Below are 11,594 nucleotides of genomic sequence, written 5' to 3' on the forward strand. Positions count from 1 at the left end.
CCAGCGGGAAGACCCCGTCGATGAAGGTCAAGAAGGGCGACACCGTCCTCGTGCTGTCCGGCAAGGACAAGGGTGCGAAGGGCCGCGTCATCGCCGCCTACCCGAAGGACCAGAAGGTCCTCGTCGAGGGCGTGGGCCGGGTGAAGAAGCACACCCGGATCAGCTCCAACCAGCGCGGTGCCCAGCAGGGCGGGATCGTCACGCAGGAGGCTCGCATCCACGTGAGCAACGTGATGGTCATCGACTCCGAGGAGAAGCCGACCCGGGTCGGCTACCGCAAGGACGAAGAAGGCCGCAACATCCGGGTCTCGCGGCGCACCGGTAAGGACCTCTGATCACCATGAGCGCACCCACCCGTGAGCTGCCCCGCATGCTCGCCCACTACCGCGAGGCCATCGTGCCGGCCCTCCAGCAGGAGTTCGGCTACGACAACGTCATGCAGATCCCGCGTCTGACCAAGATCGTGGTCAACATGGGCGTCGGCGAGGCCACCCGCGACGCGAAGCTGATGGACGGCGCGGTCCGCGACCTCACCGCCATCACCGGCCAGAAGCCGGCCGTCGTCCGCGCCCGGAAGTCCATCGCGCAGTTCAAGCTGCGCGAGGGCATGCCGATCGGCGCGAAGGTCACCCTCCGCGGCGACCGCATGTGGGAGTTCCTCGACCGCCTGCTGGCCCTGGCCCTGCCGCGCATCCGCGACTTCCGCGGCCTGAACGCCAAGCAGTTCGACGGCCACGGCAACTACACGTTCGGCCTGACCGAGCAGTCGATGTTCCGCGAGATCGACGTCGACAAGATCGACCGGCCGCGCGGTATGGACATCACGCTGGTCACCACCGCCACGACCGACGAGGAGGGTCGCGAGCTGCTCCGCCAGCTCGGCTTCCCCTTCGCCGGCCTGACCGTCGTGAACACGACCCGCTGAGCCGGGGCAGGAGAGACAGATGGCCAAGAAGGCTCTGATCAACAAGGCGGCCCGCAAGCCGAAGTTCGCGGTCCGCGGTTACACCCGCTGCCAGCGGTGCGGTCGCCCGCACTCGGTCTTCCGCAAGTTCGGCCTGTGCCGGATCTGCCTGCGGGAGATGGCGCACGCCGGGGAGCTCCCCGGCGTGAAGAAGTCGTCCTGGTAACCAGCACGACTCCGGCCCACCCGGGCCACTGACCACCCAGGCACCACCGATCGCCGAGAGGCCCGCGCGCCAAGTCCCCGAGACCCGGCGCATGAGGAACCGCGGCGAGAGAGGCAACACCCGACATGACGATGACCGACCCGATCGCGGACATGCTCACGCGTCTGCGTAACGCCAACCAGGCGTACCACGACGCCGCGGTCATGCCGTCTTCCAAGCTGAAGACGCACATCGCCGAGATCCTCCAGCAGGAGGGCTACATCGCCGGCTGGAAGGTGACGGACGTCGAGAAGGACGGCTCCACCTTCAAGCAGCTGCAGATCGACCTGAAGTACGGCCCGAACCGCGAGCGGAGCATCGCCGGTGTCCGGCGCGTCTCCAAGCCCGGTCTGCGCGTGTACGCGAAGTCCAACTCGCTGCCCAAGGTCCTCGGTGGGCTCGGTGTCGCGATCATCTCGACGTCGACCGGGCTGCTGACCGACAAGCAGGCGAACAAGAAGGGCGTGGGTGGGGAAGTCCTCGCCTACGTCTGGTAAGGGAGCGAACGACAATGTCACGGATCGGACGACTCCCGATCGCCGTGCCCAGTGGTGTGGACGTCGCCATCGACGGCCAGACGGTCAACGTGAAGGGCCCCAAGGGCACCCTGAGCCACACCGTCGCGGCCCCGATCACCGTCGAGCGCGACGAGGACGGCACGCTGCGGGTGCAGCGCCCCAACGACGAGCGGCAGAACCGCGCCCTGCACGGGCTCTCGCGGACTCTGATCGCCAACATGATCACCGGCGTCACCGAGGGCTACACCAAGACCCTCGAGATCGTCGGCGTCGGCTACCGCGTCCAGGCGCGTGGCTCGGACCTCGAGTTCGCCCTGGGCTTCAGCCACCCGGTTCCCGTGAAGGCGCCCGAGGGCATCACCTTCGCCGTCGAGTCCCCGACCCGCCTGCGGGTCAGCGGCATCGACAAGCAGCTGGTCGGCGAGGTCGCAGCCAAGATCCGCAAGATCCGCAAGCCCGACCCGTACAAGGGCAAGGGCGTGCGGTACCAGGGCGAGGTCATCAAGCGCAAGGTCGGGAAGACGGGTAAGTGATGGCTCAGGCAGAGAAGGCCGTTCGGGTCCACAAGCCCGTGGGCACGGACGTCAGCACGGCGCGCCGCACCTCGCGGCTGCGTCGCCACAACCGGCTGCGCAAGCGGGTCTCCGGTACGCCGGAGCGTCCGCGCCTGGCGGTCAAGCGCAGCTCGCGGCACATCCACGTGCAGCTGATCGACGACACCGTCGGTCGCACCGTGGCCAGCGCCTCGACGATGGACGCCAGCCTGCGCGGCGCCGAGGGCGACAAGTCCGCCCTGGCCCGCCAGGTGGGTGCCCTGATCGCCGAGCGCGCCAAGGCCGCCGGCATCGCGGCGGTCGTCTTCGACCGCGGTGGCAACCGTTACGCCGGGCGCATCGCCGCTCTGGCCGACGGTGCCCGCGAGGGTGGGCTGGACTTCTGATGACCACCCACCCCACCAGCACGAGCGAGCAGATCGAGAGGGACGTCTGATGCCAGGACCACAGCGACGCGGCGGCGGCGCCGGCGGCGGTAACGACCGCCGCGACCGTCGTGACGGCGGGCGGGGCCCCGGAGGCGCTCCCGCCGAGAAGAGCAACTACATCGAGCGCGTGGTCGCCATCAACCGCGTGTCCAAGGTCGTCAAGGGTGGTCGGCGCTTCAGCTTCACCGCCCTGGTGATCGTGGGCGACGGTGACGGCACCGTGGGCGTCGGCTACGGCAAGGCCAAGGAGGTGCCCGCGGCGATCGCCAAGGGCGTCGAGGAGGCCAAGAAGCACTTCTACAAGGTGCCTCGCATCGCCAGCACGATCCCGCACCCGGTGCAGGGCGAGGCGGCTGCCGGTGTCGTGCTCCTCAAGCCGGCCAGCCCGGGTACCGGTGTCATCGCCGGTGGTCCGGTGCGCGCCGTCCTCGAGTGCGCCGGCATCCACGACGTGCTCTCGAAGAGCCTCGGCTCGTCGAACCCGATCAACATCGTCCACGCGACCATGCAGGCGCTGAAGGACCTCGTCCGCCCCGAGGAGATCGCGGCTCGCCGTGGTCTGCCGCTCGAGGACGTCGCCCCGGCCGCCATGCTGCGTGCCCGCGCGGGTCAGGGGGTCTGACATGGCGCAGCTGAAGGTCACCCAGATCAAGTCGGCGATCGGCACCAAGCCCAACCAGCGCCAGACGCTGCGTTCCCTGGGCCTGAAGCGGATCAACGACTCGGTCGTCCAGGAGGACCGTCCCGAGATCCGCGGGATGGTCGCAACGGTGCCGCACCTGGTCACCGTCGAAGAGGTCTGAGGAAGACTCGCTATGACTCTGAAGGTCCACCACCTGCGCCCGGCCCCGGGTGCCCACACCGCCAAGACCCGCGTGGGTCGCGGTGAGGGCTCCAAGGGCAAGACGGCCGGTCGCGGTACCAAGGGCACCGGCGCGCGCGGCAACACCCACGCGCGGTTCGAGGGTGGGCAGACCCCGCTGCACATGCGGCTGCCCAAGCTCTCGGGCTTCAAGAACCCGAACAAGGTCGTCTTCCAGGTCGTCAACCTGGACCGCATCGCCGCCCTCTTCCCGCAGGGTGGTGCGGTCAACCCGGACACCCTGGCGGAGGCCGGCGCGGTCCGTCGCGGCCACCCGGTCAAGGTGCTCGGCACCGGCGAGCTCGGTGGCGTGAAGGTCGACGTCCAGGCGCACGCCTTCTCCTCGTCCGCCGCCGAGAAGATCGGCGCGGCCGGGGGCAGCACCACCCGCATCTGATGTAGAACCGCTGCCCCCTGCTGTCCTGGACAGCAGGGGGCAGCGGGGACTCCGGCCCGCCCTGCGCGATCGCGGGGCGGGCCGATTGCTAACCTCACTCGACCGATCAGGGGAGGGCACGTGCTGCAGGCGTTCGCCGCGGCGTTCCGGACGCCAGACCTCCGGCGCAAGCTGCTGTTCTCCCTGGCGATCATCGCCGTCTACCGGCTGGGCGCCCAGGTGCCCGGACCCGGTGTCTCGGTGGAGGCCATCAACAGCTGCCTCGAGCAGGCGCAGGCCTCCGACCAGCGGGACATCTACTCCCTGGTCAACCTGTTCTCCGGTGGCGCGCTGCTGAAGCTCTCCGTCTTCGCGCTCGGCATCATGCCGTACATCACCGCGAGCATCATCGTGCAGCTGCTGGTGGTGGTCATCCCGCGGTTCGAGACGCTGAAGAAGGAAGGGCAGTCGGGTCAGGCCAAGCTGACCCAGTACACCCGCTACCTGACGATCGCCCTGGCCATCCTGCAGAGCACCGGCATCATCGCCCTGGCGCGCAGCGGCCAGCTCTTCCCGAACTGCAGCGAGTCGATCATCCCGTCGAGCTCGGTCTGGTCGACGGTCATCCTCGTCGTCGCCCTGACGGCGGGCACCGCGCTGATCATGTGGCTGGGCGAGCTGCTGACCGAGAAGGGGATCGGCAACGGCATGTCCGTGCTGATCTTCACCTCGATCGCGGCCCGGGTCCCCGCCGAGGGCGGCGCCATCCTGCAGTCGCGCGGTGGCCTGGTGTTCGCCGTCGTCTGCGTCATCGCGGTCGTGATCATCGGGACGGTCGTCTACGTCGAGCAGGCGCAGCGCCGCATCCCGGTCCAGTACGCCAAGCGCATGGTCGGCCGCCGCATGTACGGCGGTACCTCGACCTACCTGCCGCTCAAGGTGAACCAGGCCGGCGTCATCCCGGTCATCTTCGCCTCGTCGCTGCTCTACCTCCCGCAGCTGATCACCCAGCTCCAGGGCAACGAGACCGGCGCGGTGCGGCGGTTCTTCGAGAACCACATCATCGACCAGAGCAGCCCGGTCCACGTGGCGCTCTACTTCGCGCTGATCGTGTTCTTCACGTACTTCTACGTGTCGATCACGTTCAACCCCGAGGAGCGGGCCGACGACATGAAGCGCTACGGCGGCTTCATCCCCGGCATCCGCCCCGGCCGGCCGACCGCCGAGTACCTGCAGTACGTGCTGTCCCGGATCACCCTGCCGGGGTCGATCTACCTGGGCCTGGTCGCCGTCCTGCCCAACCTGTTCCTGTCGCTGACGCAGCCGGGGCAGAACCAGAACTTCCCGTTCGGTGGGACCGCGGTCCTGATCATGGTCGGAGTGGGGTTGGAGACTGTGAAGCAGATCGAGACGCAGCTGAACCAGCGCAACTACGAAGGGTTCCTGAAGTAGTGCGCATCGTCCTCCTGGGCCCTCCCGGAGCGGGCAAGGGCACCCAGGCTCAGATCATCGCCGGCAAGCTCGGCGTCCCGGCGATCTCGACGGGCGACATCTTCCGCGCGAACGTCAGCGGGCAGACCGAGCTCGGCAAGCAGGTCAAGACCTACCTGGACGCCGGCAACCTCGTCCCCGACGAGATCACCGTCGCCATGGTCAAGGACCGGCTGGCCGAGCCGGACGCCGAGTCCGGCTTCCTGCTCGACGGGTTCCCGCGGAGCATCCCGCAGGCCGAGCAGCTCCGTGACTCGCTCACGGACCTGGGCCAGAAGCTGGATAGCGTGCTCGAGCTCGTCGTGGACGAGGACGAGCTGGTCCGCCGCCTGTCCGGCCGTCGCATGATCGTGGACGGCAAGGAGGTCCAGCGGGACGACGACAAGCCCGAGACCGTCCGGCACCGGCTGAACGTGTACCGGGAACAGACCGCTCCGGTGGCCGGGTTCTACGAGGGTGAAGGCCTGCTGGCGCGGATCGACGCGATCGGTTCCGTCGAGGAGGTCACCGCCCGGGCGATGCAGGCCCTGGGCGTGGACGGTGACGGCGATGCGGGGCAGCCGGCTGCGCTCTGAGCAGCCGGCCCTCGGGCCCGTGGAGGGGCGGCGGGGCTGATGGCGACAGGGATCCTCGGTCGTCTCCCGCTGATCGCGAAGTGGAGTGGACGCATGATCCAGATCAAGACGGCGCAGGAGATCGAGCTCATGCGGGCGTCGGGCCTGATCACGGCCGGCGCGCTGAAGGCGGTCCGCGCGGCCGTGGCCCCGGGTGTCACCACCGGTGAGCTCGACGCCGTGGCCGAGGACTACATCCGGTCCCACGGCGCGGTGCCCAACTTCCTCGGCTACCACGGCTTCACTGGCACGATCTGCGCGTCGGTCAACGACGAGGTCGTCCACGGCATCCCGAACCGCGAGCGGCGGCTCGCCGCCGGGGACAACATCTCCATCGACTGCGGCGCCGTCCTCGACGGCTGGCACAGCGACTCCGCGATCACCGTGACGGTGGGGGACCCCTCGCCCGAGGACGCCGCACTTCTCGAGGTGACGGAACGCTCGATGTGGGCCGGGCTGGCCCGGGCGATCGCCGGGGGCCGGCTCACCGACATCAGCCACGCGGTCGAGGAGTCGATCCGCTCGCACGAGCACCCGTACGGGATCGTCGACCACTACGGCGGTCACGGCATCGGCACCGAGATGCACCAGGACCCGCACGTCCTCAACTACGGCCGGCCCGGGCGCGGCCCGAAGCTGGTGCCGGGCATGGCGCTGGCGATCGAGCCGATGGTGACCGTCGGCGACCCGGCGACGGCCGAGCTCGACGACGGCTGGACGGTCGTGACCAAGGACGGGTCGCGCGCCGCGCACTTCGAGCACTCCGTCGCCATCACCCCCGAGGGGCCCTGGGTCCTGACGGCGGAGGACGGCGGCCTGGCGGGGCTCGCCCCGTTCGGGGTCACCCCGCGCCAGTAGGGGCGCCCCCCGCTGTGTAGCCCACCCCTCACCGGGGCGGGTTGGTGACGGGTGTGGCGTCGATGTACGATCTTCTGTGGCGCTAGCGCCGTCTCGTCGTCGTGCTGTGGCCGCATGACCCGGGACGCCCTCTGCGAGAGCGTCAGCACCACCTGTTCTGCAATCTCCGAGCGCGCCCTGCCGGGTACCGGCGTGGGCGCACGAGGATCCAGTACCACCGAGTCAAGGAGCGCGTGTAGGGCATGGCGAAGAAGGACGGGGCCATCGAGGTCGAGGGTCGCGTCGTCGAGCCGCTGCCCAATGCGATGTTCCGGGTCGAGCTGCAGAACGGGCACCGGGTGCTCGCCCACATCAGCGGCAAGATGCGGCAGCACTACATCCGCATCCTGCCCGAGGACCGCGTGGTCGTGGAGCTCTCGCCCTACGACCTGACGCGCGGTCGCATCGTCTACCGCTACAAGTGACAGCCGACGGCTCGCGCGCTGCGCGAGGCTCCAGGCACACATCGATTTCGAGGAATGAGGGGCGGCACCGGTGAAGGTCCAGCCGTCGGTGAAGAAGATCTGCGACAAGTGCAAGGTGATCCGCCGGCACGGCCGGGTCATGGTCATCTGCGACAACGCCCGGCACAAGCAGCGCCAGGGCTGAGGGAGTACCTGAACATGGCACGACTGGCTGGCGTCGACCTGCCCCGCGAGAAGCGGATGGAGATCGCGCTCACCTACATCTATGGCATCGGCAAGCACCACGCCAAGGAGGCCCTGGCGGCGACGGGCGTGAGCCCGGACCTGCGCGCCAAGGACCTCGGCGACGAGGATCTGCTGAAGCTCCGCGACTACATCGACGAGCACTTCCGCGTCGAGGGTGACCTCCGCCGCGAGGTGGCGGCCGACATCCGTCGCAAGGTCGAGATCGGCTGCTACCAGGGTCTGCGGCACCGCCGTGGTCTCCCGGTGCACGGTCAGCGCACCAAGACCAACGCGCGCTCGAGCAAGGGCCCGCGCAAGACCATCGCCGGCAAGAAGAAGGCCGGCAAGAAGTAGGCCGCGTCCAGGCGCCGTCGCGCATCCCTGAGGGGGGAACGACGACGCCACGCGTGCTGCCTCTCTAGGCCACGAAGAGAAGGAACCCCACAGACACATGCCTCCCAGGGCTCGCGCCGCGGCCGGCGCCAAGAAGGTCCGCCGCAAGGAAAAGAAGAACGTCGCTCACGGTGCTGCGCACATCAAGAGCACGTTCAACAACACGATCGTCTCGATCACCGACCCCAACGGGAACGTGATCAGCTGGGCCTCCGCCGGCCACGTCGGCTTCAAGGGCTCCCGCAAGTCGACCCCCTTCGCCGCCCAGATGGCCGCCGAGAACGCGGCCCGCAAGGCGCAGGAGCACGGCATGCGCAAGGTCGACGTCTTCGTGAAGGGTCCCGGCTCCGGCCGCGAGACCGCGATCCGCTCCCTCCAGGCCACCGGCCTCGAGGTCGGGCAGATCCAGGACGTCACGCCGCAGCCGCACAACGGCTGCCGCCCCAAGAAGCGCCGCCGGGTCTGACCGGCCACCGACGAGATCGAACGAGGTAGATAGACGTGGCCCGTTACACCGGAGCCGACTGCCGCATGTGCCGGCGCGAGAAGATGAAGCTGTTCCTCAAGGGCAGCAAGTGCGAGTCCCCGAAGTGCCCGATCGAGATCCGGCCGTACCCGCCGGGCGAGCACGGCCGGGGTCGCAGCAAGGACAGCGAGTACCTGCTCCAGCTCCGTGAGAAGCAGAAGGCCCGCCGCATCTACGGCGTGCTGGAGAAGCAGTTCCGCGGCTACTACGAAGAGGCCAACCGCAAGACCGGCAAGACCGGTGAGGTTCTCCTGCAGATCCTCGAGTCGCGGCTGGACAACGTGGTCTACCGGGCCGGCTTCGCCGAGTCCCGCGACATGGCCCGCCAGCTGGTGCGCCACGGCCACATCCGGGTGAACGGCCGCAAGGTCGACATCCCGTCGTACCGCGTCAGCGAGAACGACATCATCGAGGTGGCCGAGAAGTCGCGCACGATGATGCCGTTCGAGGTCGCCCAGGCCCGCGCCGGCGAGCGCCCCGTGCCCCCGTGGCTCGAGGTCATCAGCAGCCAGCTGCGCGTCCTGGTCCACGGCATCCCGGCCCGGCAGGTCATCGACACGCCGGTCCAGGAGCAGCTGATCGTCGAGCTCTACTCCAAGTAACACCTCGCCCCTGAGGGCCAGAATGGCCATTCTGGCCCTCAGGGACAGGCTCCGGCGGGCGGACAGATGCCTGCCGGGGCCCGCACCACCCTCACGGCGTCATATGGCGGGTGCCGGAGGACATGAAGGAGAAGCAATGCTCATCGCACAGCGCCCCACGCTGACCGAGGAGATCATCTCGGAGCAGCGCTCGCGGTTCGTCATCGAGCCGCTCGAGCCGGGTTTCGGCTACACCCTCGGCAACTCCCTGCGGCGCACGCTGCTGTCGTCCATCCCCGGTGCGGCTGTCACCAGCATCCGCATCGAGGGCACCCTGCACGAGTTCACGACCGTGCCGGGCGTCAAGGAGGACGTCACCGAGATCATCCTCAACCTCAAGGGTCTGGTCGTCAGCTCCGACTCCGACGAGCCGGTGACGATGTACCTGCGCAAGCAGGGCCCGGGTGAGGTCACCGCCGCGGACATCGCTCCGCCGGCCGGTGTCGAGGTGCACAACCCCGACCTGCACATGGCGACCCTGAACGGCAAGGGCCGTCTCGAGGTCGAGCTGGTCGTCGAGCGCGGGCGTGGCTACGTGCCGGCGCCGCAGAACAAGCAGCCCGGCCAGGAGATCGGCCGCATCCCCGTGGACTCGATCTACTCGCCGGTCCTCAAGGTCACCTACGCCGTCGAGGCGACCCGTGTCGAGCAGCGCACGGACTTCGACCGCCTCGTGGTGGACGTCGAGACCAAGCCGTCGATCGCCCCGCGCGACGCCATCGCCTCCGCCGGCTCCACGCTGGTCGAGCTGTTCGGCCTGCTCCGCGAGCTGAACGTGGACGTCGAGGGCATCGAGGTCGGGCCCAGCCCGGCCGAGGCCGCCGACATCGCGAACTTCTCGATGCCGATCGAGGACATGGACCTCACCGTCCGCTCCTACAACTGCCTCAAGCGCGAGGGCGTGCACACCGTCGGTGAGCTCGTCACCCGCTCCGAGGCCGACCTGCTCGACATCCGGAACTTCGGGGCCAAGTCGATCGACGAGGTCAAGATGAAGCTGGCCGCCATGGGCCTCGCGCTCAAGGACAGCCCGCCCGGGTTCATCCCCACCTCGGTGGAGAGCTACGACGAGGGCTACGAGACCGACGCCTACCAGGGCACCGGCGAGTACGCCGCGGGCTACGACCAGGCCCAGTACGACGAGGGCTCCTACCAGGAGACCGAGCAGCTCTGAGGCCGTGTGCCGGACGGCGGGGTGCACCCGCCGTCCGTCACGGCCTCGCGGGCAGCGACACTGAACGCGAGCACCACCGCAGCACGGACGACAGCAGCACCACGACGCAGCCGCGCACGCAGCGCCCGGCCGCCTGAGGAAGGACCGACATGCCCACCCCCACCAAGGGACCCCGTCTCGGCGGCGGCCCGGCGCACGAGCGGCTGATGCTGGCCAACCTGGCCACCTCGCTGTTCGAGCACGGCCGCATCACCACGACCGAGGCGAAGGCGAAGCGGCTCCGCCCGCTGGCCGAGAAGCTGGTCACCTTCGCCAAGCGCGGCGACCTGCACGCCCGTCGTCAGGTGATGACCACCATCCGTGACAAGGACGTCGTCCACACCCTCTTCGCCGAGATCGGTCCTCGCTTCGAGAACCGTCCCGGTGGCTACACCCGCATCACCAAGGTCGGTCCGCGCAAGGGCGACAACGCCCCCATGGCGGTCATCGAGCTGGTCGAGGCCCTGACCGTCGCCCAGCAGGCCGTCGGCGAGGCCGAGCGCGCCCGTGGCACGCAGTTCGCCTCCGGCGCCGGTGCTGCCGCTGCCTCCGGTGAGGTCACCGCGGACGCCGTCGAGGAGGCCCCGGCCGCCGACGACAGCGCCGAGGCCCCCGCCGCCGAGGAGACCGAGGCCACCGAGGCCCCGGCCGAGGCTGCTGCCGACGAGACGGCCTCCGACGAGGCCGAGGGCACGGACGCGCGATGAGCTCCCCCCAGGACGTCCCGGGCGCGGGTGCGGCCGGCGTCTCCGCCGGTGGCGGCGACCAGGGGGCGACGTTCGAGGGTGAGACGACCGGCCCCGGCGGCGACACCTCGCCGGCCGTGACCGACGGCAGCGTCACCGACGAGGCGCAGGAGATCGTCACCGACGTCTTCAACCCCGACGGCGAGCGGCAGGACGACTCCGACGTCACCCCGCAGCCGGAGCGGCAGAACGTCGCCGTCGTCGAGGACCCGGCTCTCTCGCCGGAGCTCGCCGCGGCCGCGGCGGCCGAGATCCAGGCCGCCGAGATCGGCGACGCCGCGACCGCCAGCCAGCAGTACCAGGGCGGCGACGCCGCCCCGGACCCGAAGTGACGCGTCGCTGACCAGTCAGCACGTCCAGGACGAGCCCGCCACCGATGCCGGTGGCGGGCTCGTCCGTCTTCGTCTCGCGGTCCAGTACGACGGGACCGCCTTCCACGGGTGGGCGCGCCAGCCGTCCCTGCGCACGGTCCAGGAGGAGCTGGAGCGGGGGCTGGCCACCGTGCTGCGCCGACCC

20 protein-coding genes are annotated in these 11,594 nt (G+C 69.5%); all 20 read left to right on the forward strand.

The genetic code is table 11. The features are described 5' to 3' along the window. Positions 1-20 precede the first annotated feature (20 nt). The 20 genes from rplX to E4P43_RS12455 all read left to right on the forward strand — a co-directional run bounded on the left by rplX (position 21) and on the right by E4P43_RS12455 (position 11,410). Entirely contained in the window at positions 21-335 is a 315-nt protein-coding gene (gene rplX, locus E4P43_RS12360; RefSeq protein ID WP_135145785.1) for a 50S ribosomal protein L24, read from the forward strand. 35 nt (positions 336-370) lie between these two features. Then, positions 371-925, forward strand: coding sequence for a 50S ribosomal protein L5 (rplE, locus tag E4P43_RS12365; RefSeq protein ID WP_205730111.1), 555 nt, complete (start codon positions 371-373; stop codon positions 923-925). 19 nt (positions 926-944) lie between these two features. After that, the gene (locus E4P43_RS12370; RefSeq protein ID WP_091981751.1) at positions 945-1,130 is read left to right on the forward strand and encodes a type Z 30S ribosomal protein S14; all 186 of its coding nucleotides are present in this window, start codon (positions 945-947) and stop codon (positions 1,128-1,130) included. Positions 1,131-1,255: 125 nt separating this feature from the next. Beyond that, complete coding sequence (gene rpsH, locus E4P43_RS12375; protein ID WP_135145766.1) at positions 1,256-1,666, forward strand: 30S ribosomal protein S8; 411 nt, start codon at positions 1,256-1,258, stop codon at positions 1,664-1,666. A 14-nt stretch (positions 1,667-1,680) separates the two neighbouring features. Next, positions 1,681-2,220, forward strand: a complete 540-nt coding sequence (gene rplF / locus E4P43_RS12380; protein WP_135145767.1) for a 50S ribosomal protein L6 — start codon at positions 1,681-1,683, stop codon at positions 2,218-2,220. Further along, a complete protein-coding gene (gene rplR, locus E4P43_RS12385; RefSeq protein WP_135145768.1) occupies positions 2,220-2,627 on the forward strand; it encodes a 50S ribosomal protein L18 in 408 nt (135 codons plus the stop codon). The genes rplF and rplR overlap by 1 nt, the downstream gene beginning before the upstream one ends. 49 nt (positions 2,628-2,676) lie before the next feature. Next, a complete protein-coding gene (gene rpsE / locus E4P43_RS12390) occupies positions 2,677-3,291 on the forward strand; it encodes a 30S ribosomal protein S5 (RefSeq protein ID WP_026857030.1) in 615 nt (204 codons plus the stop codon). Between the two features lies 1 nt (position 3,292). Beyond that, positions 3,293-3,472 carry a 50S ribosomal protein L30 gene (gene rpmD / locus E4P43_RS12395; protein WP_113811322.1) on the forward strand — a complete coding sequence of 60 codons (180 nt, stop codon included), beginning with the start codon at positions 3,293-3,295 and terminating at the stop codon, positions 3,470-3,472. Between the two features lie 18 nt (positions 3,473-3,490). Beyond that, positions 3,491-3,928 (forward strand): 50S ribosomal protein L15, encoded by a 438-nt coding sequence (gene rplO, locus E4P43_RS12400; RefSeq protein WP_280790999.1) that lies wholly within the window; start codon positions 3,491-3,493, stop codon positions 3,926-3,928. Positions 3,929-4,048: 120 nt separating this feature from the next. Beyond that, the gene (gene secY, locus E4P43_RS12405) at positions 4,049-5,359 is read left to right on the forward strand and encodes a preprotein translocase subunit SecY (RefSeq protein ID WP_135145770.1); all 1,311 of its coding nucleotides are present in this window, start codon (positions 4,049-4,051) and stop codon (positions 5,357-5,359) included. Then, positions 5,359-5,973, forward strand: coding sequence for an adenylate kinase (locus E4P43_RS12410; RefSeq protein WP_135145771.1), 615 nt, complete (start codon positions 5,359-5,361; stop codon positions 5,971-5,973). The genes secY and E4P43_RS12410 overlap by 1 nt, the downstream gene beginning before the upstream one ends. 93 nt (positions 5,974-6,066) lie before the next feature. Continuing rightward, on the forward strand, positions 6,067-6,870 hold the full coding sequence (map, locus tag E4P43_RS12415; protein ID WP_135145772.1) for a type I methionyl aminopeptidase: 804 nt from the start codon (positions 6,067-6,069) through the stop codon (positions 6,868-6,870). Positions 6,871-7,112: 242 nt separating this feature from the next. Continuing rightward, positions 7,113-7,334, forward strand: coding sequence for a translation initiation factor IF-1 (gene infA / locus E4P43_RS12420; protein WP_012950459.1), 222 nt, complete (start codon positions 7,113-7,115; stop codon positions 7,332-7,334). A 70-nt stretch (positions 7,335-7,404) separates the two neighbouring features. After that, positions 7,405-7,518, forward strand: coding sequence for a 50S ribosomal protein L36 (gene rpmJ, locus E4P43_RS12425; RefSeq protein WP_012950458.1), 114 nt, complete (start codon positions 7,405-7,407; stop codon positions 7,516-7,518). A gap of 14 nt (positions 7,519-7,532) precedes the next feature. Further along, positions 7,533-7,913, forward strand: a complete 381-nt coding sequence (gene rpsM / locus E4P43_RS12430) for a 30S ribosomal protein S13 (protein WP_135145773.1) — start codon at positions 7,533-7,535, stop codon at positions 7,911-7,913. 97 nt (positions 7,914-8,010) lie between these two features. Further along, on the forward strand, positions 8,011-8,418 hold the full coding sequence (gene rpsK / locus E4P43_RS12435) for a 30S ribosomal protein S11 (protein WP_014377968.1): 408 nt from the start codon (positions 8,011-8,013) through the stop codon (positions 8,416-8,418). A 35-nt stretch (positions 8,419-8,453) separates the two neighbouring features. Further along, complete coding sequence (rpsD, locus tag E4P43_RS12440; RefSeq protein ID WP_135145774.1) at positions 8,454-9,080, forward strand: 30S ribosomal protein S4; 627 nt, start codon at positions 8,454-8,456, stop codon at positions 9,078-9,080. 136 nt (positions 9,081-9,216) lie between these two features. Further along, positions 9,217-10,293, forward strand: a complete 1,077-nt coding sequence (locus E4P43_RS12445) for a DNA-directed RNA polymerase subunit alpha (RefSeq protein ID WP_135145775.1) — start codon at positions 9,217-9,219, stop codon at positions 10,291-10,293. Between the two features lie 149 nt (positions 10,294-10,442). Continuing rightward, positions 10,443-11,039, forward strand: coding sequence for a 50S ribosomal protein L17 (rplQ, locus tag E4P43_RS20940; protein WP_135145776.1), 597 nt, complete (start codon positions 10,443-10,445; stop codon positions 11,037-11,039). Further along, a complete protein-coding gene (locus E4P43_RS12455) occupies positions 11,036-11,410 on the forward strand; it encodes a hypothetical protein (protein WP_135145777.1) in 375 nt (124 codons plus the stop codon). Before rplQ ends, E4P43_RS12455 begins: the two co-directional genes overlap by 4 nt. Positions 11,411-11,594: the final 184 nt, after the last annotated feature.

Origin of the sequence: Blastococcus sp. TF02A-35 (genome assembly GCF_004571075.1) — a bacterium.
Taxonomy (GTDB): domain Bacteria; phylum Actinomycetota; class Actinomycetes; order Mycobacteriales; family Geodermatophilaceae; genus Blastococcus.

What these genes read in the sequence shown, in the direction of transcription:
- E4P43_RS12370 (WP_091981751.1), top strand. Translation starts at nt 945, where the DNA reads ATGGCCAAGAAGGCTCTGATCAACAAGGCGGCCCGCAAGCCGAAGTTC.
- rplX (WP_135145785.1), top strand. Translation starts at nt 21, where the DNA reads ATGAAGGTCAAGAAGGGCGACACCGTCCTCGTGCTGTCCGGCAAGGAC.
- rpmD (WP_113811322.1), top strand. Translation starts at nt 3,293, where the DNA reads ATGGCGCAGCTGAAGGTCACCCAGATCAAGTCGGCGATCGGCACCAAG.
- infA (WP_012950459.1), top strand. Translation starts at nt 7,113, where the DNA reads ATGGCGAAGAAGGACGGGGCCATCGAGGTCGAGGGTCGCGTCGTCGAG.
- rplQ (WP_135145776.1), top strand. Translation starts at nt 10,443, where the DNA reads ATGCCCACCCCCACCAAGGGACCCCGTCTCGGCGGCGGCCCGGCGCAC.
- map (WP_135145772.1), top strand. Translation starts at nt 6,067, where the DNA reads ATGATCCAGATCAAGACGGCGCAGGAGATCGAGCTCATGCGGGCGTCG.
- rpsK (WP_014377968.1), top strand. Translation starts at nt 8,011, where the DNA reads ATGCCTCCCAGGGCTCGCGCCGCGGCCGGCGCCAAGAAGGTCCGCCGC.
- rpsM (WP_135145773.1), top strand. Translation starts at nt 7,533, where the DNA reads ATGGCACGACTGGCTGGCGTCGACCTGCCCCGCGAGAAGCGGATGGAG.
- rplF (WP_135145767.1), top strand. Translation starts at nt 1,681, where the DNA reads ATGTCACGGATCGGACGACTCCCGATCGCCGTGCCCAGTGGTGTGGAC.
- E4P43_RS12445 (WP_135145775.1), top strand. Translation starts at nt 9,217, where the DNA reads ATGCTCATCGCACAGCGCCCCACGCTGACCGAGGAGATCATCTCGGAG.
- rpsH (WP_135145766.1), top strand. Translation starts at nt 1,256, where the DNA reads ATGACGATGACCGACCCGATCGCGGACATGCTCACGCGTCTGCGTAAC.
- rplR (WP_135145768.1), top strand. Translation starts at nt 2,220, where the DNA reads ATGGCTCAGGCAGAGAAGGCCGTTCGGGTCCACAAGCCCGTGGGCACG.
- rplE (WP_205730111.1), top strand. Translation starts at nt 371, where the DNA reads ATGCTCGCCCACTACCGCGAGGCCATCGTGCCGGCCCTCCAGCAGGAG.
- rpsE (WP_026857030.1), top strand. Translation starts at nt 2,677, where the DNA reads ATGCCAGGACCACAGCGACGCGGCGGCGGCGCCGGCGGCGGTAACGAC.
- E4P43_RS12455 (WP_135145777.1), top strand. Translation starts at nt 11,036, where the DNA reads ATGAGCTCCCCCCAGGACGTCCCGGGCGCGGGTGCGGCCGGCGTCTCC.